At 47.0% G+C, this 26109-nt stretch carries 21 protein-coding genes and 4 pseudogenes; 12 read left to right on the top strand and 13 right to left on the bottom strand.

All coding sequences use genetic code 11. From position 1 onward, the window contains the following. Nucleotides 1–29 precede the first annotated feature (29 nt). From QUA02_RS06965 to QUA02_RS06935, 8 genes and pseudogenes are all read right to left on the bottom strand, one after another. Nucleotides 30–239, bottom strand: a pseudogene (locus tag QUA02_RS06965) (ATP-binding cassette domain-containing protein); the annotation flags it as partial. Nucleotides 240–567: 328 nt separating this feature from the next. Further along, nucleotides 568–1143: pseudogene (locus QUA02_RS33580) on the bottom strand (DUF6745 domain-containing protein); the annotation flags it as partial. Nucleotides 1144–1632: 489 nt separating this feature from the next. Next, nucleotides 1633–2454: pseudogene (locus tag QUA02_RS33575) on the bottom strand (leucine-rich repeat domain-containing protein); the annotation flags it as partial. Between the two features lie 224 nt (nucleotides 2455–2678). After that, nucleotides 2679–2780 (bottom strand): annotated as a pseudogene (locus tag QUA02_RS06955) (ABC transporter ATP-binding protein); the annotation flags it as partial. A 141-nt stretch (nucleotides 2781–2921) separates the two neighbouring features. Continuing rightward, the gene (locus QUA02_RS06950; protein ID WP_333026279.1) at nucleotides 2922–3494 is read right to left on the bottom strand and encodes a hypothetical protein; all 573 of its coding nucleotides are present in this window, start codon (nucleotides 3492–3494) and stop codon (nucleotides 2922–2924) included. A 7-nt stretch (nucleotides 3495–3501) separates the two neighbouring features. Beyond that, a complete protein-coding gene (locus QUA02_RS06945; protein ID WP_333026278.1) occupies nucleotides 3502–3936 on the bottom strand; it encodes a hypothetical protein in 435 nt (144 codons plus the stop codon). Between the two features lie 45 nt (nucleotides 3937–3981). Continuing rightward, nucleotides 3982–5022 carry an ABC transporter permease gene (locus QUA02_RS06940; RefSeq protein ID WP_333026276.1) on the bottom strand — a complete coding sequence of 347 codons (1041 nt, stop codon included), beginning with the start codon at nucleotides 5020–5022 and terminating at the stop codon, nucleotides 3982–3984. Nucleotides 5023–5247: 225 nt separating this feature from the next. Beyond that, on the bottom strand, nucleotides 5248–5760 hold the full coding sequence (locus QUA02_RS06935) for an adenine phosphoribosyltransferase (protein ID WP_333026274.1): 513 nt from the start codon (nucleotides 5758–5760) through the stop codon (nucleotides 5248–5250). Nucleotides 5761–5997: 237 nt separating this feature from the next. Here QUA02_RS06935 and QUA02_RS06930 point away from each other — a divergent pair, with 237 nt between their 5' ends. Next, a complete protein-coding gene (locus QUA02_RS06930; RefSeq protein ID WP_333026272.1) occupies nucleotides 5998–7164 on the top strand; it encodes a pyridoxal phosphate-dependent aminotransferase in 1167 nt (388 codons plus the stop codon). Nucleotides 7165–7263: 99 nt separating this feature from the next. Here QUA02_RS06930 and QUA02_RS06925 read toward each other — a convergent pair whose 3' ends face one another. Together QUA02_RS06925 and QUA02_RS06920 are read right to left on the bottom strand one after the other, a co-directional pair. Continuing rightward, nucleotides 7264–8037: an RNA polymerase sigma factor SigF gene (locus QUA02_RS06925; RefSeq protein WP_333026271.1), complete on the bottom strand. Its 774-nt coding sequence runs from the start codon at nucleotides 8035–8037 to the stop codon at nucleotides 7264–7266. Nucleotides 8038–8464: 427 nt separating this feature from the next. Then, complete coding sequence (locus QUA02_RS06920) at nucleotides 8465–9307, bottom strand: photosystem II manganese-stabilizing polypeptide (protein WP_333026270.1); 843 nt, start codon at nucleotides 9305–9307, stop codon at nucleotides 8465–8467. A 401-nt stretch (nucleotides 9308–9708) separates the two neighbouring features. Between QUA02_RS06920 and QUA02_RS06915 the strand changes: the two genes are divergently transcribed. Continuing rightward, complete coding sequence (locus QUA02_RS06915; RefSeq protein WP_333026268.1) at nucleotides 9709–10071, top strand: hypothetical protein; 363 nt, start codon at nucleotides 9709–9711, stop codon at nucleotides 10069–10071. A gap of 71 nt (nucleotides 10072–10142) precedes the next feature. On the opposite strand, the gene QUA02_RS06910 is transcribed toward QUA02_RS06915, so the two are convergent. Together QUA02_RS06910 and QUA02_RS06905 are read right to left on the bottom strand one after the other, a co-directional pair. Then, the gene (locus QUA02_RS06910) at nucleotides 10143–11798 is read right to left on the bottom strand and encodes a calcium-binding protein (protein WP_333026267.1); all 1656 of its coding nucleotides are present in this window, start codon (nucleotides 11796–11798) and stop codon (nucleotides 10143–10145) included. Between the two features lie 365 nt (nucleotides 11799–12163). Then, the gene (locus QUA02_RS06905) at nucleotides 12164–13150 is read right to left on the bottom strand and encodes an AEC family transporter (RefSeq protein WP_333026265.1); all 987 of its coding nucleotides are present in this window, start codon (nucleotides 13148–13150) and stop codon (nucleotides 12164–12166) included. 360 nt (nucleotides 13151–13510) lie between these two features. Between QUA02_RS06905 and QUA02_RS06900 the strand changes: the two genes are divergently transcribed. The 3 genes from QUA02_RS06900 (at nucleotide 13511) to QUA02_RS06890 (ending at nucleotide 17993) form a co-directional block, all read left to right on the top strand. Further along, nucleotides 13511–16042, top strand: coding sequence for a vWA domain-containing protein (locus tag QUA02_RS06900; protein ID WP_333026264.1), 2532 nt, complete (start codon nucleotides 13511–13513; stop codon nucleotides 16040–16042). Nucleotides 16043–16335: 293 nt separating this feature from the next. Beyond that, nucleotides 16336–17322: an ImmA/IrrE family metallo-endopeptidase gene (locus tag QUA02_RS06895; RefSeq protein WP_333026263.1), complete on the top strand. Its 987-nt coding sequence runs from the start codon at nucleotides 16336–16338 to the stop codon at nucleotides 17320–17322. A 2-nt stretch (nucleotides 17323–17324) separates the two neighbouring features. After that, nucleotides 17325–17993, top strand: a complete 669-nt coding sequence (locus tag QUA02_RS06890; RefSeq protein ID WP_333026262.1) for a hypothetical protein — start codon at nucleotides 17325–17327, stop codon at nucleotides 17991–17993. Nucleotides 17994–18083: 90 nt separating this feature from the next. Here the strand turns inward: QUA02_RS06890 and QUA02_RS06885 are convergent, their stop codons facing one another. Then, nucleotides 18084–19067 carry an AraC family transcriptional regulator gene (locus QUA02_RS06885; protein WP_333026260.1) on the bottom strand — a complete coding sequence of 328 codons (984 nt, stop codon included), beginning with the start codon at nucleotides 19065–19067 and terminating at the stop codon, nucleotides 18084–18086. A gap of 84 nt (nucleotides 19068–19151) precedes the next feature. Between QUA02_RS06885 and QUA02_RS06880 the strand changes: the two genes are divergently transcribed. The 7 genes from QUA02_RS06880 to QUA02_RS06850 all read left to right on the top strand — a co-directional run bounded on the left by QUA02_RS06880 (nucleotide 19152) and on the right by QUA02_RS06850 (nucleotide 26025). Beyond that, the gene (locus QUA02_RS06880) at nucleotides 19152–19277 is read left to right on the top strand and encodes a hypothetical protein (RefSeq protein WP_333026259.1); all 126 of its coding nucleotides are present in this window, start codon (nucleotides 19152–19154) and stop codon (nucleotides 19275–19277) included. Between the two features lie 76 nt (nucleotides 19278–19353). Then, nucleotides 19354–19485 carry a hypothetical protein gene (locus QUA02_RS06875; protein ID WP_333026257.1) on the top strand — a complete coding sequence of 44 codons (132 nt, stop codon included), beginning with the start codon at nucleotides 19354–19356 and terminating at the stop codon, nucleotides 19483–19485. A 175-nt stretch (nucleotides 19486–19660) separates the two neighbouring features. Further along, nucleotides 19661–20584 (top strand): macrolide 2'-phosphotransferase, encoded by a 924-nt coding sequence (locus QUA02_RS06870; RefSeq protein ID WP_333026253.1) that lies wholly within the window; start codon nucleotides 19661–19663, stop codon nucleotides 20582–20584. A 162-nt stretch (nucleotides 20585–20746) separates the two neighbouring features. Beyond that, entirely contained in the window at nucleotides 20747–21565 is an 819-nt protein-coding gene (locus QUA02_RS06865) for a 2Fe-2S iron-sulfur cluster-binding protein (RefSeq protein ID WP_333026252.1), read from the top strand. After that, nucleotides 21552–22544 (top strand): FAD binding domain-containing protein, encoded by a 993-nt coding sequence (locus QUA02_RS06860; RefSeq protein ID WP_333026250.1) that lies wholly within the window; start codon nucleotides 21552–21554, stop codon nucleotides 22542–22544. Before QUA02_RS06865 ends, QUA02_RS06860 begins: the two co-directional genes overlap by 14 nt. Nucleotides 22545–22562: 18 nt before the next feature. Next, nucleotides 22563–24779: a xanthine dehydrogenase family protein molybdopterin-binding subunit gene (locus QUA02_RS06855; protein WP_333026249.1), complete on the top strand. Its 2217-nt coding sequence runs from the start codon at nucleotides 22563–22565 to the stop codon at nucleotides 24777–24779. Between the two features lie 106 nt (nucleotides 24780–24885). Continuing rightward, a complete protein-coding gene (locus tag QUA02_RS06850) occupies nucleotides 24886–26025 on the top strand; it encodes an XdhC family protein (RefSeq protein ID WP_333026248.1) in 1140 nt (379 codons plus the stop codon). The last annotated feature ends 84 nt before the right edge of the window (nucleotides 26026–26109 follow it).

Genomic DNA, 26109 nt, shown 5'->3' with positions numbered 1-26109 from the left:
TTTAAACCCCTGCCTGAATCGGAGTTTCACAACCTATCCCCATTGATGTAAATTTCCCCTGTAGTCGGTTCCTCAGCAGCCGCCAACATCCGCAGCAAAGTAGTTTTGCCGGCACCGTTGGGGCCGATGAGTCCGCATACTTCGCCGGCTGCTACTTGCAAATCGATGTCATTGACTGCTATATGGCGATCGAATTGTTTCGTCAGCCCGCGAGTTTCTATTGCTAGTTGTTTTGCCATGTTTGGAGGGTGAATGAAATTTTATCGCAATACGGTTCAGTTAACACTGTTAATTCCCCGGAGATCCCCCTAAATCCCCCTTAAGAAGGGGGACTTTGAGCAACTTCTTGTTCCCCCCTTTTTAAGGGGGGCTAGGGGGGATCGGTCTTATCTGAACCGTATTGAGTTTTATCGGTGTATTCCTGGCATGGAAATAGAAGTCTACAACTAGCCTAGCCCGTTCTTCAATGAATTGTCAGCCCCGTTCTGAAATTAAAAATTCAAACGCTTTTATATCTGCTATGCCCGAAGCCCACGAGCATCTAATTTACCTAAGAAAGGCTATATATCAAGTCTGCACGGAAAATTTCTCTGGATCGATATCCCAATTTACCCAGCGAATTGCCTCCCTAGCAGATGTCAGGTTAGGCGGCACTCTCAAAGCGTGAATGAATCCCGTACTCGGACAAGTCATTTTTAACAAACAAATCGGCTCGACATCGGCGTTATATATTTGTAATAGTGCATATTCCTGCCAACTATCTATTTGTTCTGCTGACAACTCTTGACAAATGCGATCGTAACCAATTCCTTCAATTAACACTCGCCGAAGTTCGGCATTCTCTTCTGTTAAAAGCCATTGGGATTGCCATTGATTTGGGTGGACTTTGCCGTATTCTTCAGGCAATCTGACACCGTGATAATAGTAAAATTTCCATCCGTCCGCAAACTCGATCGCAGGTTCTGCTTCTGCGTGCAAGCGGTTTTGACTGTCAAAGCGAAGGTGGCGGGGGCGATCGCACACCGCGCAAAACTTTTCAAAGGTAAATATCCAACCGCAATCCTCGAAAAGCAGCTTTTGGCAGCGAAGTATTTCTTGTGCCTTTTGGGAAAGATTTACGCCTAATGAAGAGATATACCATTCAGTCAAATAGATTTCCTTAAAGAAAGTCGTGGGGGTTTCAGGGTATTTCAGACCCTCCAAATAATCGGGAAAAACATTCCCCATCGTTCGTTCCGATCGCGCATATTCCTCAACCAATTCGTACATTAGCGAAATCAGTGTGCTGTCTGCTTCGGGCTCGATCGTCATGCGATCGAGCTCATACTCCCACACGCCCGGACTTGTAAAGTCTCTCACAATCGATTGGGACATCCATTTCCTGTCTAGCTTTTCCCCCGATCTATTCCTGTCCCATTTGTCTGAGCAGTTTGGTGAATGGTCGCCTTTGGGCAAGTTGAAGATTTGGAGAAAAGCGTCGCGGGGACTGCTGCAAATAATAACTTCGGGTTCTTCTAGGCTAATAGTGGCATAGGCAACTTTGATGGCTTCTGTGGCTTTTTGAGCATCAATTGGCTTAGTCGAGAGAGTAAGACGTTTCTGTGCGAGTTCGCCTAACACGCATATAGCGGTAATTTGATTGTTTTCGAGATCGAGTGTTGTCAGATTGGTGAGCGATCGCAAGGCGCAGATATCGGTAATTTCATTGCCCCTGAGATCCAGTGTGGTCAGATTGGTGAGCGAGCCGAGGAAGCTGATGTCGGTAATTCTATTACTGCACAGATCCAGTGTGGTCAGATTGGTGAGCGAGTCGAGGAAGCTGATATCGGTAATTCTATTGTGGTTGAGATCGAGTGTTGTGAGATTGGTGAGCAAGCCGACAAAGCTGATGTCGGTAATTCGAGTGCCGCCGAGATGCAGTGTGGTCAGATTGGTGAGCGAGCCGAGGAAGCTGATCTCGGTAATTCTATTGCTCTTGAGCTCGAGTGTGGTCAGATTGGTGAGCGAGCCGAGGAAGCTGATGTCGGTAATTTGATTGTAGCTGAGATTCAGTGTGGTCAGATTGGTGAGCGAGCTGAGGAAACTGAAGTCGGTAATTTTCTTGCTGTAGAGAGACAGTGTTGTCAGATTGGTGAGCGAGCCGAGGAAGCTGATGTCGGTAATTTTGCCCCAGATATTCAGTGTGGTCAGATTGGTGAGCGAGCCGAGGAAGCTGAAGTCGGTAATTTGATTGCTGTAGAGAGACAGTGTTGTCAGATTGGTGAGCGAACTGAGGGAGCTGATGTCGGTAATTTGATTTTTGCTGAGATCGAGTGTGGTCAGATGGGTGAGCGAGCCGAGGAAGCTGATGTCGGTAATTCTATTGTGGGAGAGATGCAGTGTGGTCAGATGGGTGAGCGAGCCGAGGGAGCTGATGTCGGTAATTTGATTCCTGTTGAGATCCAGTTCTGTCATGCTTAAAAGTATCCGCTCCGCTGCTTGTGCGTCATCAGTGCCAGCCTTTTTTAACAACACTTTAACTGTGTGCCTTGCCTCTTCTGAAAGACTGTCAATATACCTGCACCAGTCCGCAAAGCGGCTAAAAATCATTGGTTCGTTTGGTTGTTCTTCTGACATAAAACACTCCTAGATGGGGAATGGGGCATCGGGAATGGGGAATGGGAATACCGTTAACTTTTGACTTCGCCTGCCGCTACTTGCAAATCGATGTCATTGACTGCTATATTGCGATCGAATTGTTTCGCGCTCCCGCGAGTTTCTATTGCTAGTTGTTGTGCCATGTTTTGAGGGGTGAGAGAATTTTTATCGGTGCATCTCTGGCATGAACAGAACTATAGTTATTTCCTCGCTTTTGCATAATTACCCGATCGTATTATAGCTGGTGAGATGAGAATTGGTTGGGTGATGGTGCGATCGCACTTTTATGGTAGTTTATCGCGCAGTAAAAGCCAAGTGTTGAGTTTTTCATCTAAAACATATTTATCAGTATCAGAAAGTGCTGCAATAACTTTCAATCGATTTTTAAGTTTTCTTAACTCGCGAATTTCTGCAATAGGTAGCGTTTTCCAATTAGCTGCCTTTTTTTCGACATCTTCCTGCGACTCTTTGATGTTATCCCAAAACCATTCTAAAATTAAGTTAACATCAAGTACAGGATGATCGGAAATTACTTCCTGTTTTTCTATCATCGCAGCCCGCAACATCATTGAGGAAATCGTAAAAGACTCGCCACTACCTGGTTTTTTCCGATCGGCATCACCGGCCTTGCGATCGTAAATTGCGATCGCGACTTCTGCCCATTTGCGATCGCACAAACCGGAACCATTTTCACCTTTTCGAGCCTTGGCCGAGGCAACATCGGCTAATAATAGCCAGTTAAACCCTTGTGGTTGGGTGGTTTGACCTGAAAATATGTTGTTCGCCCAAATCAGTACAGATTCGGCATTTTGTTCGAGAATGCGATCGAGGGATATTGTCGTAGGAGATTGAGTCATAATTTATCTACTCCACATATTCGATATCAGCATTATTTGTATCAACTCCTTGCTGCCTAAAGGCTGCAATTCCTACTTCTAAGCTCTCTGAATTAGGTCTAAAATGCCCGCTGTGATTGCTGATTGTTAGCAAAATATACAAACCGTTGGTGCCGACAATCTCGGCTTCTCCCGCCGCCAAAACAGGCTGACCGCGAGTTATAACCGTATGGTAAATTTCATTGTTAACATCTAAAAATTTCGGAATTATAAGGAGTTCTAGGTTGGTTGTCACTGCCCATTTGACAGTACCTTCATTAATTATATCGTCAAATCCTGCTTCTCCCACTTTAATGGGTCTGATACCTAACTGATCTGCCGATCGAATTTCATCATTTAGCGTCGCGGGGGACTGATTGGAAAAGCGAGGGCTAGGAACATTATTTGAAAATGATTGTGTCACAACAGAATTTAACGAGAATCAAATTTATAGTCAAATATGATTCTATCACTTCAAATCTTCCAGCTTAATCCGAGGATCGACAGCTTTCAGCAGCAAGTCCGCCAACAAATTCCCCACAATCAACATAGTTGCACCCATCATCAAACTTGCCATTACTAAATACAAATCTTGATTGTTCACCGCCTCCAAAGTCAGCTTTCCCAAACCCGGCCAATTAAAGAAAAATTCCGCAATAAACGCACCGCTCAACAAACTAGCAAACTCAAAACCCAACAGCGTCACTAACGGATTAATCGCATTCCGCAGAGCGTGAATGTAAATTACTCGATTGTCGGGTAAACCTTTAGCGCGTGCGGTGCGGATGTAATCTTGACGCAGCACGTCCAATAATTGTCCGCGCATCAATCTTTGCAAGCCTGCAAAACCAGTAACGCTGAGGGCGACTGTTGGCAAGATTAAGTGCCAGCAGTAATCGAGGATTTGACCCCACCAAGGTAAGTCTGCATGGTCGATGCTGGTCATTCCTCCGACGGGGAAAAGAGGGGAAGTATTTTGAGCAAAAAATAGCAGCAGCAAGGCTGTGATAAAGCTGGGAAATCCCTGTGCGGTGTAGCTGACTACTTGCAAAACTCGATCGACAGTTTTATTCTGATTGACGGCCGCGACAATTCCCAAAGGAAGCGCGATCGCCCAAGTTACAATCAAAGATGCGATCGCCATCAATAACGTCGCCGGTACCCGTTCCCACAGCAGCGAAGCTACCGATCGCTGATACACAAAACTCGTGCCAAAATTCCCCCGCGTCACAATTTGTTGCAGCCACAGCCAATACTGCACAATAGCTGGTTTATCTAAGCCGAACTGCTGTTCGAGTTGCTTGAGTGTCTCCGGCGAAATCTTCGGATTTTGGCTCAAAGTATCCAAGTAATTTCCCGGTGCTAGCTCAATAATTGCAAAACAAAGAGCCGATGCCAAAAATAGGGTTAAAAGTGCCTGCAACAGTCGCTTGACAACATAAGTAAATGTCTCGCCACCAAACAGAGAACTCAACCCTCGCCAATTTCGATTCAATTTAATAGAAGTCATACGATTTTAGATTTTAGATTTTAGATTTTAGAATTGAAGAATTGTGAATGATATTAATTCCGGTTGCATCGGAATGATTTAACCACAGAGAACGCAGAGATCGCAGAGGAAGAGAAGAGAGAGATAAATGATTCCGATGCAAACGGAAAGGATATTATTTGTCAACAGTCAACAGTCAACAGTCAACAGTCAACAGTCAACAGTCAACAGTTAACCGTTAACTAACTAATATTCAACTAGCGTGACGATCGGCACATCCGGCAATTTCTGCCTGCCGCCCAAAGCCTGCAATTCGATGATAAAAGCAAAACCGACAAGCTCGCAGCCAGCTTGCTCCAACAATTTAGCCGTCGCCGCCGCCGTTCCGCCAGTGGCGATTAAATCGTCCACAATCAGCACCCGGCTGCCCGATGCCATCGCATCTCGGTGCATCTCCAGCCGATCGACACCGTACTCCAACTCGTACTCAGCAAAATAAACTTCCGCAGGCAGTTTCCCCGGTTTGCGAACAGGAATAAAGCCTATTCCCATTTTATAAGCCAAAGGCGCGCCAAAGATGAAGCCCCGGGATTCCATGCCCACCACATAGTCAGCAGACATTTCAGAGCATTTTTCGGCTAAGCTGTCAATGGTGTAGCTCAGCCCTTGCGGGTCGCGCAGCAAAGTTGTAATGTCTCGAAACAGAATTCCCGGCTTTGGGAAATCAGGAATGTCGCGAATCAGAGATTTGAGATCCATAAGCTTGCAGATCGGGGTTGAGGGTAACGAGGCATCAAAAATGGTACAATAATAACGTCAAAACTTAAAAATTTAAAAATAAAAATTAAAACTAAGAACTTCTTTAATTTTTATTTTTAAATTGCTTAATCCTTTGCGTACTATGTAAACAAATGTCATAATTCCCTAACAACAGGGTTGAATATCACGATTTGTCACCCTATGATCTAAAGTCAAAAATCTAATATCTAAAATCCAATGATCAAGTTGGCAGCACGAGTGGGTGAGGTTCCTCCTTCCATAACCTTGGCGATCGCAGCTAAGGCTAAAGCCATGAAGGCCGAAGGGATAGATGTCTGTAGTTTGAGTACGGGAGAACCCGACTTTGATACTCCCGAACACATTAAAGCAGCGGCAAAGCAAGCTTTAGACGAGGGGAAGACTAAGTACGGCCCTGTGACAGGGGAACCGCAGTTAAAAGCTGCGATCGCCCGCAAACTCCGATCCGAGAACAATCTCAACTATCAACCGGAAAATATCATTGTCACCAACGGCGGCAAGCATTCCCTCTACAACCTGATGATGGCTCTGATCGAGCCGGGAGATGAAGTAATTATTCCGGCTCCTTACTGGCTGAGCTACCCCGAAATGGTCAAACTCGCAAGCGGCAAGCCCGTAATTGTACGGACAGATGCTTCTACAGGATATAAAATTACACCGGAACAACTGAATCGAGCGATTACTCCCAAAACCAAGTTATTTGTGCTGAATTCGCCTTCTAACCCGACGGGAATGGTTTACACTCGATCGGAAATCAAAGCGCTGGCCGAGGTGATAGTCGATCGAGATATTTTAGTCGTTTCTGACGAGATTTACGAAAAAATTATATATGACGGCGCCCAACACGTCAGCATCGGTTCCCTAGGCAAAGAAATCTTCGATCGCACCCTGATCAGCAGCGGTTTTGCCAAAGCTTACTCGATGACAGGCTGGCGAGTCGGTTATTTGGCCGGGCCGGTCGAATTAATCAAAGCCACCAGCACCATTCAAGGTCACAGTACCTCAAACGTGTGTACCTTTGCACAGTACGGCGCGATCGCAGCTTTGGAAAGCAGCCAAGAGTCTGTTGAAACCATGCGATTAGCTTTTGCCGATCGGCGTGAGGTAATATTTGAATTGCTCGATGCTATCCCCGGAATTAGCTGCATCAAACCAGACGGCGCTTTCTATATGTTTGTCAACATCAGCAAAACAGGAATGAATTCTCTGGAATTTTCCGATGCTTTCTTAGAACAGCAGCAAGTAGCAGTTATTCCGGGGATTGCTTTTGGCGCAGACGACCACATTCGCTTGTCTTACGCCACCGATTTAGGCACAATTAAAAAAGCTGTCGAAAGGCTCGATAAATTTGTCCGACAAATCTAAAGATTAGTCTGTTGACTGTTGACTGTTGACTGTTGACTGTTGACGGTTAACGGTTAACTGTTCACAACTGACAACTGACAACCAACAACTGACCAATAACTAAAGCTGTTTCGTCATAATTTCCTTCAGCAAATCCAGCCCCTTCTTAACTCGCCGAGAAACAGTCACCGCACTAATACCCAAGCGTTCGGCTGTTTCCTTCTGCGTCAAATCGTAGAGAAAAACAAACTCCAATATTTCGCGAGTCCGTTGTTCCAACATAGCCAAAGCTTGCTGTACGCGAATTCGATCCTCTTGCGCCAACTGAAAACTCCGATACTTGCTATCGGGCACCAATTCTCCCAGACAAGTAGCCCCCTCATCTTCATCTTGCACCGGCGCGTCCAAACTCAGAGGCGATCGGTTGAGATGGGCCAACTTAATTTCTTGCCATTCTTGTACAGAAACCTCAAGAACTGCTGCTACTTCAGCATCCGTAGGTTTGCGGTTGAACTGCACCTGCAAATCCTTGATCGCTGCGACAGATTTGCGTTCCAGCGACAGCCAGTGGCGGGGAAATCGCACAGAAGGGCTTTTGTCCCGCAAGTAGTGTTGAATTTCGCCCCGAATGTAGGGAATTGCAAAGGAACTAAAAGCGTGTCCCTTGGACATATCAAATCGCTCGATCGCCCGTATCAACCCAATACACCCGACTTGCAGCAAATCGTCGTAGTTTTCACCGCACTGGTTGATCCAGTGGTAAACTTCTTTTCTCACCAGCCCAATATTCAGTTTAACTAACTGATTGCGGACTTCATTCGATCGAGAAAGTTGGTACTCGCGCAACAAGTGCAAATTTTCGCTTTTTAGCTCGTTCGGGGTTGTGGTAGACATGGTGGCATAAGGGTTGATAGAGCAGAGGACTGACGTTGCTTCAGATTTAGTTTCCAATCTAGTCTAAAAAAATTTACCTTTAGGTAGTGTAATCCTAGCACTTCATAGCTGTGACCGCGAACACACCTGTCGAGCTTTGGGAATGCGCAGCGATTTGGCGGGAGCATCCGAAGGTAGAAGGCAGAATCACGAATTTTACAGGATTTTTTTTGACACCCGATTGTAATCTGAAAGCGGTTTGAAAGCAATACTTTTATTAATTAAAAATCTTAACTTAATAACTGACAACCCATAACAATTTAATCATAAATTTAGTCATTAGTCAACAGTCTTAAGTTATGTTGCTCGAGACTGTTGGCTAATGAAGGGCGAGGATTACCTTTACGGCAAAAAACTGCTCGAGTTCGATCGATCCAGAAAGCAAATTTTACGACACAGAAGGCTCAATGCGAGCGTAAAACAAACCCCGAATTTTCACGTCCAGAGCTGGTCTAGCTCCCAAATCAGTATCAGAAGGCTGCGTGCTCTCAAAAATCCCGCCAACTTCGCCAGTGGCGCTGTTGACTTTAGCAACTTGGAGAGAAATTTTGCCCGCTTTGGTGCGGGTGTCAGCCACCTTAACATTAGCTCGCACACGTTTGGAATTGTCAGAAGCCGGAAGCGCTACAGCATTGTCATAGCCAGTCGATACCCCGCGACCTTTAGGGTCTAAAAAGCCTGCGCTGCGGTAAGAAGGAACGTTAAATTCCCCTCTCAAATCGGTGGAAGTATTGATAGCAACCACTCCCGGATCGGAACTAGCCACCAGCTCTTTAATAGTGAACAAGAAAGGTACTTGCTCTCCGCCCGGTAACTGAATCGTAATTGCTTGAAAGTCCAAGCCGTCCTCTTCTTTGAAAGTCAGAGTTCCGTCAGTACCGACCTTGAGCGTACCTTGAACTTGGTCAATGCTCGACGTGAACCGCGTCAGCAATTTACCAGGCACAAATTCCGCCTCTTGGCGTTTGTTTGCTGGTTCTTCCTTCACAAAATAAGTTGTGGGCTGCAAACACAAACCAGTCAGTTTATAGGTGCCGCCAGCTTCGAGGGCGATCGATCCCCGAGAAGTTTCTGCCAAGCTAGGGCAGTTATTAGCCAATCCAGTACCTCTAATCTCGTCGTAGGTGAGCAACTCGGTAGTCGCCACCGTCGTGTCAGGAGCAGAAGAACAAGCAACCAGCGCACTCATGCAAAATGCTAAAAGTGCAACAATTAAAGCACGATATTTCATTGCCAACCTCAATCTCCAACATCGGATTATATTAAGAAAAAGCCGTAGTTCGAGCAAAATATAATTGCCCGCCGGCAGGCGCTAGCCAGCGCTTCGGACAGCATTTAGATCCAGATAGCTCGCTTCACGGACACCGGCATTGACTCAAAAAATCGAGCTAGTGAGCCGTGAAAATAAGCAAGAACTTTTGATTTCTCAAAAGGGAAGGATCGCAGCCCAATACACATCGTACGACGGGTCGTGCTCTTTTCCTGACTTGGACTGCAAATTAATATTGCGATCGTCAACCTACTTAAGTTACTTTGCTTATGACCCCGAATGGCGATCGCGACTAGCTCGATTAGTCGGCTGACCAAAAGGCTGGGGACAAACGCCTTGTAGATTTCAAAGGAAGCAGCGGTATGGACAACGGCAAAGATTTAGAGTCAGGAAAGTTGCAGTCTCAACTGCAATCGCTGACAGAGGCGCTTCGGACTTTAGCCGAAAGTTGTCAGGGAGACAGTCTGCTGCTTTTGGCTTTGCTGCGGACGCTGGAAGCTTCGCACCAGGAAATTCGGGACGGTTTGTTTCAAGCGTCTTTTCCCGACAACCGCCAAGCACTTTACAAACTGCTCAGGAATATTGAAGCCAATGGCGGCTGGCCTTACATCCAGCGCATGAAACTTCGATCGCTCTTGGGGTACGCCCAACAATTATCTCCCCTAGAAGATTCTCCGGCCGAATCGCCTGAAGACTCGGCCGAGACGGAGCAAGGCCTTAAATAGTTTTGAGTTATGAGTTTGTGAGTTTTAAATTAACTCAAAACTCATAACTAGCTCGCGCGATCGCCTCTAACCTAAAATCCGAAAGGTGTAGGAAGTACGGGTATCGGGCTCGGCAGCACCGTAGGGAATATCGGCGTCTGGCCGGGCATTGGCAAAAGTCCGGGAGTAGGCGTCGGGGCGATCGAACTAATTGACAGCAGAGGCGAATCAGGCACGGTAACAGTCGGCGCAGTCGGAATCCTCGAAGCAGTAGGCGTCGGAGTCGGTGCTGCTGTCGGAGTCGGAGTCGGTGCTGCTGTCGGAGTTGGAGTTGGAGTCGGTGCTGCTGTCGGAGTTGGAGTTGGAGTTGGAGTCGGAGTCGGAGTTGGAGTCGGAGTCGGAGTTGGAGTTGGAGTTGGAGTCGGAGTTGGAGTCGGAGTCGGAGTTGGAGTCGGAGTTGGAGTCGGAGTCGGAGTCGGAGTCGGAGTCGGAGTCGGAGTCGGAGTCGGAGTCGGAGTCGGAGTCGGAGTCGGAGTCGGCGTCGCAGTTGGATCTGTAATTGTGGTTGTAACTGTAGTTGTAACTGTAGTTGTGGTTGGTCTGACGGGAACCGTCCCAGTCACAGCGCTAAAATCATTCGCCTCGATCAGCGCCGCCGGAGTGTCGGTCAAAATTGCTAAAAGCTTGCCGTCAAGCGTCGTAATTACTGTATCCCTCTGGTTTGCACCGTTACCTTGCCGAACTTGCAGTTGAGCAAAAGATAAATTGCTCGGCAGTCCAAAAAAATCCTCGGCGTCATTGTAATCAGTAATTAAAACCAAACTGCCGGGGCCGGCTCCCAATCCAAATACATCGCTGCCACTGCCGCCAGTCAGAGTATCCGAACCCTCACCTCCGATCAGAGAATCATTACCCTCTGCACCAAATAAATTGTCATTGCCGAAACTGCCCAAAATTGTATCGTCGCCGATACCTCCGGCCAAGGAGTCATCGCCAAAACCGCCGTCGAGAACATCATTACCTTTGCCGCCAAACAGGAAGTCATTACCTTCATCTCCCAGTACCGAGTCGTCGCCTTCATCGCCGCGAATCGTATCGGAACCGCTGCCGCCAAAAGCTGTATCGTCAGCCTTACCGCCGAATATTTGGTCGTTTCCGAAGTCTCCAAACAGCGAATCGTTGCCGGCATTGCCGTACAAAGTGTCGTCGCCGTCGCTGGCGGTAAAGTAATCGTTGCCGTCACCGCCAAACAGTTGATCCCTGCCACTACCGCCGTTGAGAGAATCGTTCCCGAAATTCCCGTAGAGAAAGTCGTCATCAGCATTCCCGAACACCGAATCGTCGCCGTCATTCCCTGTGAGCGTGTCGTTGCCAGTACCGCCGGCAATCACATCAAAGCCTGCGTTGCCACGAACTAAGTCGTCCCCTGCATCTCCCAACACGCTGTCATTCCCGTCGTTGCCTTCGAGGATGTCGTTGCCCAAACCGCCGGGAATCGAGTCGTCGCCGTTCCCGCCGGAAGCAAAATCGCGCCCTTGGTTGCCAATGAGTTCGTCATTTCCTTCACCCCCAAACAGCGAATCGGCTCCGTCACCTCCAAGAAGCTGGTCGTTGCCGGCGTCGCCCTCTAGGGTGTCATCTCCTCCCGCACCCAGGAGCGTGTCATCGCCATCTAAGGCGCGAATTCGATCGCTCAGCGGAGTTCCTAGAATAAAGTCGTTGCTGTCTGTGCCGATCAGGTTTGCCATACGGGATACACCGGTCCTCAATAAAATAAATTGTTTGAAATTATGTTAATCGCCTTCGTGACAAGGGATTGCTGCTTGCCTAGGTTAGCATAATTGAGATTTTGGCAATCTGGCGAAGGGGCGCTGGAAGTTTTGTCAGTGTCGGGAGTTGCGATCGTCAAATTGTTTGTAGTAACTCACATCTTGCACCATTCTCAAGAACAGGCAAGATGCCTGTTCCACAAAAGATAAATTTTCTCGCTTCACAGGCATCTTGCCTGTTCATAAAAGGCTAATTGAGAATGGTGCAATATCTCAGTAGTAAGGAATGCAAGTCCTCACTACAAACATCCATCGCCGATCGTCAACTAAAATTAATATTTTGATTAAAAACCAAATAACCGCATCCATATTGGAATAGTGAATAATAAACTAACACAGCCCATGCCGATCGCAGTTACGGCTAATTCGCGATCGAGATTGAAAGCTTCTGCCAGCAATGTAGTACCAAAAGCAGGAGGCATTGCCATTTGCAGCACTAGCACAAGTCGCGGCGCGCCCGCGATCCCCAAAAACGTTAATCCCGTGCCAATTACCAAGGGAACTAACAGCATTTTAATCGCCAGACAAGCCAAAACTGGTTTGAGGTTGTGCAAGGAATTCAACTTGCTCAACTGCATCCCGATCGTAATTAAAGATAAAGTAATTACAGTCCAAGCGCCTGTTGTTAACAATTCTGCGATTTGTGCCGACAGCGGCAAGCTGCGCGAGACAAATCCGAAACCAAAAGCCCACAATGCCGGATTCATAAAAATTGCCCGCAGGGGAGTTAACCAATTCTGACGGCGATCGCTTTTACCGCAGTGAGAAGCAATAGCAATTCCCACTATATTAATTGCCATGGTAGTGCCTAGCAAGTCGTAAAACAACGCCCAGGCAAAGTGTTCCGATCCTAATAAGGACAAGGTGATGGGAATGCCTAAAAAACCCGTATTACCCACCATCGTTGCCAATAAGAAGCTGCCTTGAGCGGGCAAACTCCAAGCGCTGGTGTGTTCCGGGCTATTTTGGGCGATCGGATTAAGAGTCTTGAAACGTTCCTCGCCGACACCGAAATTTATCAAAATCCCAGCGAGTCCTCCACCTGCTAGAATTGCCGCCCAAGCTATCAGGGGCGCCATCCAAATAGCGCCCGACAAATTGGCGCTGCGGATAAAAGCAACAATGCTCAATGGCGTGCCAAAGAAGAAAAGAAACTTGGCTAAATATGTAGAATAGCTTCTCGGTAACAGGCGGCCGAGAAAAAATCCCAACGCCACCCATCCGATCGTATTTAGATAAAGTTTGAGCAGCGGATTTTCTAAATAAAGCATGATTGACTAAATATTTACTAAACGACTTACGCAGATCAACTACTTTTGCCAAAAAAGCCCACCTTTAGCCCAATACGGTTCAGTTAAAAATATTTATTCCTCGGAGATCCCCCTAAATCCCCCTTAAGAAGGGGGACTTTGAATAAGTTCTTGTCCCCCCCTTTTTTAGGGGGGCTAGGGGGGATCGAGCTTAACTGAATTGTATTTACTTTTAGCCTACCGCCGCAGTTTTCCCTGGCAGCGCAGCGCTAAATATTAATGCTTATTCAGCTTCGCAGATAATTTTCCACACAGGCCTTGACATCCACAGAAGCGCGTGTCATGATTAAGTTGATGAGTACATCAACATTGGTGACAACTATGGCACGGCAAGCAAAACAATCATCTCAAGTCAAAAGTTCCAGCAGCCAAGCAGCCTCCAATACTCGCACCAAATTTACCCTCTACAATTTTGCCGGAAACGAAAAGGCATTCTATTTAGTCGATCGCATTAATTTAGAAAGAAAGCCCGGTGATATCCCCGAAAAGTCGATCGCCCACAGCATCATCATCATCGATCGTTCCGGCTCAATGTATTCTGACTTAAAACCGCTAAAAGAAACCCTGATCAAGCTTTTGACCTTAGACGAATACAACAATTACCAGCTAATTGTCAGCCTAATTTCTTATGCTGACAATGGGGACGTAATTTGTCACTTCCAGCGAATTCCCATTCAAGAAGTGATGAAGTTTGACTCTCAATACATCAAAGAAATTCAAAAAATACGCACGGCTGGCAGTACCTGCATATCCCAGTCGATGCAACTCGCTAAATCTCTGGTGAAAGCAGGAGAAGTGACAGCGATTAATTTGCACACAGACGGCTATGCCAATGACCCCAGTCCCAATTCCGAAGCTGCAAAATTAGGGGAAATTTGCGAAGAACTCAAAGAGATGGATGTGTTTGCCAACACGATATCCTATGCCTCTGCTGACTTCAAACTGCTCTCCAAAATCGCCAACACATTATCGGGAAATTGCATCCGCGCTGGCGAAGTCAAAATGGTTTATGATGCTCTTTACGACAGCACCAAACTGTTAGGGAGTTCCGTTGCACCTGCGCTGGAAGAACCGTTAATCAAGGAATATGATTATCAAGTTTTTGTTTCCAAAAGCGGCAAGAAAATCAACGGTTCATCGAGCACGCTGAAAATCTGCGGGCTGAAAGCAGACGATCGCGGACTGTTTTACAAATATCAGAAAGTCGCGAAAGATGAGTATGACAAACTAGATGTTCCCGTTGCTCAAACTGATGAGTCGGTGTTGGCTTTTGCGAAAGCTAACCTCGCTGACGGTAATTTAAATACGGCTAAGTATGCGCTGGCGAGCACCTTCGACGCTACTTTGACGGAAAAACACGCTAAAGCTTTGACAAATGCCCAAATAGCCGAGTTTACGGAAGATTTGGAACAGGCTGTTTTTGCGCCTGATGTGTTGCAAAATCATGAAATTGGCGATCGGGTAAAAGTCAGCGATAAAATTTCCCTGCTGGAGTTAATCAAGATATTGGAGGAAAACAGCAACACCATCATCATCAACTTGAAACACTTGCAAGAAAATTATCAGCGAAAAGGTTTGAAGCGAATTGAGGGAAAGCGAGACGAAAACGGCAACCTTGTCAAGCCTTGGCTGAAAACTGAATTCTTAGACGGTGGCGAATACGTGCAAATGGGTTCATTTGCCATCAATCAAAATACCGCTACCATCAATATGCTGATTACCCGAAAAGCTAAGCTGGTAAAAGTTGAGGATGAAACTTTAATCGCAGAAGTGGCGGGAATTCTAGTTACAGACCTCAATACTTTCAACAATTATACCGTTGTCAGCGACGGCGAAGTTAATATTAAATCGCTGCGAACCAAAATCAGCAGCAAACCAGTGTTTGATTTGCTCAACAAATGCGGTGTCCTTGAAAAAGACGGTTCGCCCGTGCAAGAATTTGACTTCCGTTCAGAGTACGATATAAAGTTAGAAACTTTGCCACTCGTGCCTTTTGACGGGCGTTACGGCAGCCTTGACGGAGTGTTTGAGGAACTCGCAGAAATCAAAATTCTCTCCAGCATTCTCTCGGCTCATTTGAAGGAGGAATCCGAGGCTTACACTGCGGAACAATTGGAAGAATTGAAACAGCATTATCTGTCAAAAAGCCTTTACATCAACTTTCCGACGACGACGGAATACACAGATTTAAAAAGTGCGATCGCCAACGGTTCAGTAGATTCGCGAGTCAGCTACAAAATCGACATCGGCAGCAAAAACATCCTCAACTTCGGCAAATTGCACTCTGCTAACAAATTTCTCGATCGCCTTTATGAAGTTTACCACAAAAACACGGGCGAAAAGCTAGCAAAACCGACATTTGACATCACCTTAGATGAGCCTGTTGTCTTCGGACACAAAACGCTGTCATCCCGAACCAAAATCACCAAAGTTGACGACTTGATGAAACTGATTTTCGATGAGTTTCTGGGGTTGGAGGATAACGGAATTGTTAGCGCTACTTTAGCCAAAGTGGGTGCAGATAGTTTGCTGCGCCTTTTGCAAGCGAAATGGCAGGGAGAAGATGTCAAGCGAGAGGAGTTTGTCGCTGCTTTAGCTAATGCGAATGAGCGACTGGAAGCTTATGCTGAAAAAGTGTACAGAGAAAAAGTTTCACCGCTGGTTTTCTATATCGGTTCTACCGGACTTATCCCGGATGAAATGGAGGCAAAAGCGGCGACTGCTGAGGAAATTAATTCTGAATACGGCAACTTGCAATTTTCTAAAGATGAGCAAGAGGGGATGTTTTTTGAAGTGGGAGACTGCATCATTAGCGTGTATGCTAAGAATGAGTATTTCACAGTAGGGAAGTAGGAATTAGGGAGCGTGGGCATTATTTGCCCACCTTGCTCAAATATGGCGCATTGAAATTAACCGCAAAGGCGCAGCAGTGGCGACTAGGAAATAGGTAGATGGAACCAGTGTTAGGTTGCCAAGACGAAAGGAGCGGAATCGTTGGGGTTTGTAACTTTCCTTTGGTGTTGCTGTTGCGAAAGTTTATCCTATGGTAGGATAGAGAACAACGCTCTCTAAAAAATCTAGTAGCCAAATTCTCTGCAATTAGGTTACAATGATATTACGCGAATTCTCAGACGGAGGGCAAACCAATGACACAAACATTATCAATGTCTGTTCTCTATCAAAAACTCTCGCAGCTCGGTTTCTCAAAACCTTTCGTTAAAGAAAAAGGTTTGCCCAGTTGGTGGAATGAAGAACTAGACAATAAACCCGTCGCCGTCCTAGAGGGTGCTGGTCATATTGCCCAACGTCTGCACCTAGACCTCAAGAGTCTTTTAGCCGAGAATCAAAAGCCTCAGTTTAAGCCCTTACCCCAAACCAAGTTCAAGTACCATCAACAGGATCAAGCAGACGTACCTGATGTTGCCCATCAACTTGCCTCACGGGTTGCGGAAGTCGTAGCTGATACTATAAAGCTCGAATTTCAGCCCATCCCATCCGACCCTCATCAAGTTCGTTCAGAGATAGTTGCCAAACATCCTCAAGTCACTTTAGACAGCTTGCTCGATTACTGTTGGGAACATGGTATTGCTGTTGTCTATTTTAAGGATTACCCTCAAAATACCCGCAAGATTACAGGTATGATCCAATGGCAATGTGATTATCCCGTGATTGTTTTGAGTAGTAGTCATACTAACCCAGCATGGTTAGCTTTTCATCTTGCCCATGAAATGGGTCATCTTGCCCTTGGTCATATTAAAGAAGGTATTTTGATTGATGATATTAAGCAAGACTCTGATGATCGAGAAGAAAGAGATAGCAATCAGTTTGCAGTGACACTGCTAGTCAATAGTTTTGATAACTCCCTCGGAAATAAAAAATTTAACAATGCAGAAGACCTAAAGAATAAAATTATTCAACTTCTTAAAAGTGACTCAACTATTGATCCATGTGCATTAGCTTTAAATTATAGCTGGTATAATAAAGATTTTAAATTGTCTATGCGATGTGTAAAGTTAATCCATCCTGGTAAAGAAGGGGACAAGACTATTAACAAATTTTTAGAGAAGCATCTAAATTGGGAGGAATTAAGTGACGATAAGGCTGATTACTTAGACCAAATTTTAGGAGAATAGCTTTGTCTGCTTGTATCTATTGCATTGATAATGACATCATCAAAAAGCTTGCTACATTCCAGCTATTCGATAAGACTCTTCAATTATTTGATGCTAGTTATGACCAAGTTAATATCCTAGAGACAGCAAAACATAAATTTGAAAGCGATTGGGAAAAATTTAAAAGAGGTAGAAGTCGAAAAACAGAAGATCCTTTTATTAATTATGAACAAGTTCTTTACCTGACTAACACTTTGGCAAACATATGTCCAGCAGATGTTGTTGACCAAGAAATTTTTATCCAATTATCCCCTATTGAAAATATCGATCAAGGTGAAGCCATTCTCACAAGTCATGCTATACAAATTATCCAAAAAGATAAATCTGCTCAGATTTTTACTGGAGATAAAAGATTCATCAAAGCCTTAGCAAAAGTTAACTTACCTATCATTCAAGAATCTCTCAATCATAGATTATGGTGCTTAGAGCAACTTGTTCTCAGAAATATTGAAGCCGATGGCTTTGAGACTATTAGGGCTCTCATTGTTCCTGTTAGAGAATGTGATACAGCAATTAAGAGTGTTTTTGGTTCAGGGCTTCAATCAACACGTGAGAACTCCCTAGCTACTTTAAAAAATTATATTGAGGAGTGTCGGCAGGAGGCAGGTAATCTACTAAATCCTTACAAGTAGATTTAAGTGTGATACGCTTGCCTTAGTCCTGGCTTAAAACAGAATTTCCTCATCTTCATCTTCCACCGTCTTAAGGGCATCTTGAGGATGTCAAGTTGAACTCGCAATCTGCCTAGCAGCTTCTCGCAGCCGCTCCATATCGCGCATCGGTGGTATACCAAAGAGCCGCTTGTACTCTCGGTTGAAGTGCGAGGAATCGTCATAACCCACACGGTAAGCAGCACTGGTAGCGTCAAGGTTTTGCCCCAGCATCAGACGGCGAGCTTCCTGGAGCCGCAGTTGCTTCTGGAACTGCAAAGGACTCATGGCAGTGACAGACTTGAAGTGATGGTGGAAGCTCGATACACTCATTCCAAGCTCTCGTGCGATGCTTTCAATCCGCAGCGGCTGGTTAAAGTCTTTACGAAGTCGATCGACTGCTCTAGCAATTTGGTGGGTAGAGCCACCCAGAACTGCAATATGACGCAGCCGACCACCTTGCTCTCCCATCAGGAGTCGGTAAATGATTTCCCGCTTAATCAGCGGTGCCAGAACATTTGCTTCAGCAGGGGAATCTAGAAGCCTGACGAGCCTCACCACAGCGTCCAAAAGATTTGCATCCAACGGACTTACGTCAATCGCTTTCACATCAGCACCCCTTTGTGGTGAGGGCTCGCCCGCCTCAACCATGACTGAACCGACAAGTGTGGGGTCGAGATCGAGGCGAAGGCTAAGGTACGGTAGCGCCTTAGACGCTTCAAGAATTTGGCTGGCAATCGGCATTTCGATCGTAGCCAGCAAATAATGCATCGGGTCGTACTGATAGCGATCGCAGCCCAGAAGCACTTCTTTGCTGCCCTGAGCGATCGCACAAAAGGCAGGGATAGAGACACTGTGAACGCATTCCGAAGGTGAGGAGGAGCGGTTGAAGTGCAATCCTTTGAGCGGCTCAATCGTCCCATCATGACGAATCGCCCGTGCAATCCGCTCAGTTAGTTCGTCTCTGTGGGCTTGCGCTCTGTCTGCCTCGCGCTTTGCCTGCGGGTCGTTCATTAACTCCATATCGGGCTTTTCACTCGGTTTTGCAGCGTTCATTTCTAAGTTTGCAGAATTGTACAACAATCTTAGACGATCGTTCTATTGCTTGCCCTTGAGAATCCTTAGAATCAAGCTAAAGCAATGAAAAACGATTCCGGCGAATTGCAAGCGTCTGGATTTTTATACAAGAGAAAACTCAGGTTTGATTGGGCAAAAGACTCGCCGACTGACAACCAAAACGGCATCAAGGCGAACCTTGCTTCTTAAAAAATTCATCCCTATTGATAGAGCAGGCGCTAAGTGCTCCATCTCTACAATTGGAGTAGCCAAAGGAATTCAAACGATGAACATCAAACGAAGTGGCGCAAAGCCTTCTGCCAAGGAACCAGCCGAGTATTTTACCGGCACTGTCCAGGGCGTTCGATCGCAAAAGGGTTTGTTTGCTGCTTACACTGAATCGACAGGACAAAAATGAAACTGCTCACCGCAACGGTCATATCGCTTTCTCTGCTCGCTTAATGTCGCCCTTGATTCCACATTCTAGCCCTTTGGTGTAGTGCGGCTATATTATATTGATGTTACGTTGGGCTAATTTGAGGTGAACGCCTGATATAGATGTTAGCCAATGCTCGTGAAGGAGCGAATTTAAAATGACTAAATCTGTTAGTGAAGACTACCAAATCAGGACAATACTTAGCATAGCCGACAAAAATGGCTTCATTTTGGACGCAGACAACTTAAATATTAACAAATCCGGAATGGACTTCATAACTACGTTTGCTACTGCCAAAGAGGATAATACCAAATGGGTATTGCGATTTCCCAGAAGACTTGATGTTGTTGAGCGTATGTATTATGAAAGAGAAGTTCTTGAACTGGTTAAAAGCCAAGTCGATGTGAGCGTTCCCGTCTGGAAAATTGTTTCGGATGAACTCGTTGCCTATCCGCTATTAAAGGGAATTCCTGCCGGAACCATAGATCCAGATATCGGCGATTATGTATGGTACATCGATCCGAAGTCCCCGCCTGCTGTATACATTTCTTCGGTGGCAAAAACACTGGCGCAACTTCACAGAACACACATTGAGGTAGTGAAACAATTCAGTATCCGAGTTCAAACAGTCGATCGAGTGCGCCAATCTATGGCAGAGAATATGGAGAAGACCAGAGAACTGCTTGGTGTTTCTGATACACGCTGGGCACGTTGGCAGGACTGGATTGCCAATGATGCCTTGTGGCCTGGGCATTCGGCTTTGATTCACGGAGACTTTCACCCCGGTCATACGCTTGTGGACAAAGACGGAAATTTGATGGGACTAATCGATTGGACAGAAGCCGCAGTAAGCGATCCTGCCAAGGATTTCGTCTGTTTCTATGCCATCTTCGGTGAGCAAGTTCTCCAGGATGTGCTTGAGCATTACCAAACTGCTGGTGGGATCGTATGGTCTTATATGAAGGAACACATCATAGAACTTTGGAATGCTAATCCCGTGGAATACGCCTTATTCGCCTTGCTAACTGGAAAGGAAGAACATATAGCCGGGGCTCGATCCTCTTTAGCTTGGAGTGGATGATATTGGTTCAATACGGGTGGCCGCCGAGATACCTGCAAATTGGGACAGGTTGTAAATAAATATTGCAGAGAAGCGCCTTCAGTGGGTGCAGACCGTTAGAAGAGTCAGCGCGAAAAACAAAGACTTGTCCAGGGATTGTTTGAGAATTTTGCAAGGAGAATCATGGACGATAATCAAGAACAGAACGATTTGAGTAGGGACGAAGAAACACTGCTCGACGAACTCGGTATTGTCGGTGCTGCTCGCCGCAAATTCTTGGGGCAAAGTATGGCTGCTGCACTCGGCACCTTCGCCTTCCACCTGCTGGCTAAAGAGGAGGCCTTTGCCACGCTCGCCGCTGCGCCCGACGCCGTGTTCGCCCCGACCCCTGGGGCTGAAAACGCCGTTAAGGTTCTTTTGAAAATCAACGGCTCGACTCAACGTCTGGAAGTGGATTCGCGCACGGCGCTGCTCGACACCCTGCGCGAAAGACTTGGATTGACCGGCACCAAAAAAGGATGCGATCAAGGACAGTGCGGCGCTTGTACCGTGATCGTTGACGGGCGCCGCGTGCTTTCTTGTCTGACACTTGCCGCTAGCTGCGAGGGGAAAGAGGTGACGACCATCGAAGGGCTCGCTGACGGCGACAATCTTCATCCGATGCAGGCGGCGTTCATCAAACACGACGGCTTCCAGTGCGGCTACTGCACGCCGGGGCAGATATGTTCGGCGGTGGCGCTGCTGCAGGAAGCCAAAAACGGCGACGCTAGTCACGTCACTAACAATTTGCGGACGATCGCCCAAAATTTAAAACTCTCTGATGAAGAAATCAGAGAACGCATGAGCGGCAACATTTGCCGTTGCGGCGCGTATCCGGGAATCGTTGCGGCAATCAGAGAAGTTCATTCCGGGCGCGAAACAGCCCAGGCCTGGCATTTCGCAACTGATGAAGAAATTGCCGTGGCCTTAAATCAGGAGGGCAAAGCCGATGAAATCGTTTAAATATTCCAGCGCAACCGACGCAGCAAGCGCCGTTCGCACTGTTTCCGCTAATCAAACAGCAAAGTTTCTCGCAGGCGGGACAAATTTGGTTGATTTGATGAAAGAATACGTCGAGCGTCCCAGCGAACTTGTTGACATCTCAGGTTTGAATCTGGCGGAAATTCGATCGACCTCGAACGGAATTTCTATTGGCGCGTTAGCCAAAAATACCGACACGGCTAACCATCCGCTCGTCCGGCAAAATTACCCGCTTCTGTCAATGGCGATTTTAGCCGGTGCCTCCGCGCAGCTTCGCAATATGGCGACCAACGGGGGAAATTTAATGCAGCGCACCCGTTGCCAGTATTTTTACGACATCGCTATGCCGTGCAACAAACGCGATCCCGGCAGCGGATGCGGAGCGCTTCAGGGACTCAATCGCATTCATGCCATTTTTGGCTACAGCGATCGATGCGTGGCGACTTACCCTGGCGATATGGCGAATGCGCTTTATGCGCTTGATGCAGTAGTGAGGATTCGCGGCACGAACGGGCAAGAACGCACAATCTCGATCCAAGATTTCCATCGCTTGCCGGGCAACACGCCTGAAAAAGATCACAATCTTCAGCATGGGGAATTGATCGTTGGCATGGAAATGCCGAAGAATAACTTCGCTAACAAGTCTTATTACCTAAAAGTTCGCGATCGCGCTTCCTATGCTTTCGCACTGCTTGCCGTGGCTGCAGCTTTAGAAACAAGCGGCAACACCATCAAACAGGCACGCGTTGTTTTGGGAGGCGTCGCGCATAAACCTTGGCGTTCACCCGAAGCCGAAAGAGTTTTGATCGGCAAACCTGCAACGGAAGAAACTTTTCAGGCTGCTGCCGAAGCGGCTCTGAAAGATGCGAAACCGCTCGAACATAACGGTTATAAAGTCGAACTCGGAAAACGTGCCATTGTTCTGGCTTTGCAGCGAGCGATGACTGGCGGTGCGGTGTAATTAGGGAGGATAAACGAAATGGCAAGATACATCGGAAAAGAAATGAGCCGCGTGGACGGCGTTGCAAAAGTTACCGGCAAGGCTAAATACGCTGCGGAATTCAAGGTTCCCAATCTCGCCTACGGTTTTATCGTGACGAGCACGATCGCCAAAGGCACGATCAGATCGATCGATACGGCGGAAGCGAGCCGTGCGCCGGGAGTGATTAACATCCTCACCCACGAAAATTACCCGAAGCCGGCGGCGCAGGCAGCTCCGGAACTCAAGCCGGAGATCAACAGAGATGAGCCTGATAAATCGTTTCGCGCCCTGCAATCGAATCAGATTTTCTTCAACATGCAGCCGATCGCGCTCGTGCTGGCTGAGACATTCGAGCAGGCGCGCAATGCCGCGCGCCTCGTAAAGGCGACTTACAACGAAGAAAAGCCGATGACAGATCTGGAGAGTTCGTTGGACAAGGCTTTTCTTCCAACTCCCGAAAGCGCCGTAAAACCGCGAGGCAATCCTGTCGAAGCTTTAAAATCTGCGCCCGTGAAAATCGAAGCCGAATATACGATTCCGATCGAGCATCACAACCCGATGGAGCCGCACGCCGCGATCGCTTTCTGGGAAAACGATAAGCTGACGATCTTCGATAAAACCCAGGGTGTTTATGTGGTTCGCGAGCATTTGGCGACGAGCTTTAACATTCCCGCAGAAAACGTTCACGTGATTTCCCCGTTCGTCGGCGGAGCGTTCGGTGCTTCTCTGAGACCGAATTATTATCCGGCGCTGACGGCAATGGCGGCGCGCGTTATCAAGCGTCCCGTGAAGGTGGTTTATACCAGGCAGCAAATGTTTACCGGACACGGGTATCGTTCGCACACCTGGCAGAAAGTTTCGCTCGGGGCCGAAAGAAACGGCAAGTTGACGGCGATCGTTCATGACTCCAGGAATAACTCGTCAACTTTCCAAGAATGGGTGGAAAATACGACGACTTTTTCGCGCCCGCTTTATGCTTGCCCTAACGTAGATACAAAGCAGCAAATCGTTAGAACCGACTTGGCGAGTCCTACCTCGATGCGTGCTCCGGGCGCTGTTTCGGGAATGTTTGCGATCGAATCCGCGATGGACGAACTGGCTTACGCGCTGAAAATCGACCCGCTCGAATTAAGGCTGATAAATTTCACCGATGTCGATCAAGATAGCGGGAAACCCTACTCAAGCAAGGCTTTGCGCGAGTGTTACCGACTCGGCGCCGAAAAGTTCGGCTGGAAAAATCGCAATTCTGAGCCGCGTTCCATGCGGGATGGACGGCTTCTGGTCGGTTGGGGAATGGCGACTGGAGTTTGGGGCGCGTTTCAGCGACCTGCATCGGCGAAAATTACCTTGAAGTCTGACGGCACCGCGCACGTCGCGAGCGCCACGGCGGACATCGGGCCGGGAACGTACACGGTAATGACTTCGATCGCCGCCGAATACCTCGGTTTGTCCGCCGAAAAGGTCAAGTTTGAACTCGGGGACACTAATTTTCCGCCCGCTCCGGTGCAGGGTGGTTCATTTACCACAGCGAGCGTCGGCTCGGCGATTTATGAATCGGCACAAAACATCAGACGGAAACTGCTAGAGTTGGCTAATAAAGATGCGGATTCGCCTTTTTTGACGGCGAAAATCGAAGATGTCGAGATGCTTGACGGAAAGCTGCAAATCAAAGATGATTCGTCGCGATCGATAAATATTTCTGAGTTAATGCGGCGGAACAATCTGACCGAGCTTGTTGACATCCACGAAGCCAAACCCTCGCCGGAAAGAGAAAAATACGCCACCGGCGCGCATGGCGCACAATTCGTGGAAGTCAAAGTTGACCCGGATGTCGGGACTGTCCAGGTCACGCGCGCAATTGAAGTGACCGCCTGCGGCAAGATCATGAATCCGAAAACTTCGCACAGCCAGGAAATCGGCGGCGTTGTGTGGGGCATTGGTATGGCGCTGCAAGAGGCCACTGAAATCGACCACCGTTACGGGCGGATCATGAATCCGAATTTGCAGCACTATCACGTGCCGGTTAATGCCGATATCTTGGAGATCGAAACGATATTCGTTGAGGAGGACGATAAAATCGTCAACCCGCTCGGTGTCAAGGGCATGGGCGAACTCGGCATGGTCGGCATCCCGGCGGCGATCGCCAACGCTGTTTTTCATGCCACCGGCAAACGCATCAGGGACCTGCCGATTACCCCGGACAAGCTGCTGTGAGTGAGGTCATTGGATGAATGATATCGATTCCGGTTGCACCGTCAGTCAACAATAATTCCGGCGCAGCCGAAATTGATATGAGATACAAAAATTTTTAGGCTGACCAATGAAAGAAATACACGATATTATGGCTGCTTTAGAGCAAGTAAAAGACACCACGAAAAAGGTAGCCTTGGCAACTTTAGTTAAAGTGGAAGGTTCAACTTATCGCCGTCCTGGTGCGCGAATGTTGATGAGTGCAGATGGCTTGATAGTAGGTGCAATTAGCGGTGGCTGTTTGGAAAGTGATGTATTTGAGAAAGCACAGCAGGTAATGAACACTGGTAGTCCTTGTGTGGTTAAGTATGACTCCACCTCCGAGGAAGATTTAATTTGGGGATTGGGGCTTGGCTGTCAAGGCATTGCTTATGTTTTGATTGAATCGTTGCCAGTAAACGAGCCAAACCAAATTAGTTTTGTCCACAAATGCCTTGATGCTCGGTTTGAGAGTGCTATTGCAACTGTATTTAATATAGAGGGTGAAAGCAAATCTCAAATAGGCGATCGCTTGCTACTAAATTCAGATATCATCAACCACATCAGCGATGAGGAATTAGCAGTAGCGGTTTTAAGGGATACACAAGCAGCACTTCAACACAAAACCTCGGTAGGGAAACAATATCAGTTAATAGGCGGGAAAGTTGAAGTTTTTATTCAAGTCATTGGGCCGCCACTGTCGCTGGTAATTTTGGGTGCTGGGTATGACGTTCTTCCCGTTGTTCGCTTTGGCAAACAGTTAGGATGGCATATTACTGTAGTTGATAACCGCCAACGGGAAGCAAGCCGAAAGCGTTTTCAAGAAGCAGATCGAGTTAAATTTTGTTCTCCTGATGATGTATTAAAAAAAATCGAGATAGATGAGCGTACTGTTGCTGTAGTTATGACTCATAATTATTTAGACGACCTGGAATTGCTGAGAGTGTTATTGCCTTCTGGCTTAAAATACTTAGGTGTACTTGGCCCTAAGAAAAGGACAGCCCGATTATTGCAAGAACTACAACAAGAAGGAGTTATCCCGACTCCACAACAGCAACAAAATTTATATAGTCCGGTGGGACTCGACATTGGGGCAGATAATTCCGAAGAGATTGCTCTGGCGATTATCGCCGAAATTCAAGCAGTAACAGCAAAGCATCAAGGCGGTTTTTTAAGAAATCGCACTGTACCAATTCACGATTCAATCAATAGTCAACAATCAAAAAATTAATGACTAATATAGCGGTTCTCAAGAAAGTGAGGTATGCCCAATGCCCAATGCCCAATGCCCAATGCCCAATGCCCAATGCCCAAT

Source organism: Microcoleus pseudofavosus SVA1_A4, assembly GCF_036700565.1.
Classification (GTDB): Bacteria; Cyanobacteriota; Cyanobacteriia; order Cyanobacteriales; family Microcoleaceae; genus Microcoleus.
This window is presented reverse-complemented; position numbering and strand designations above follow the sequence as displayed.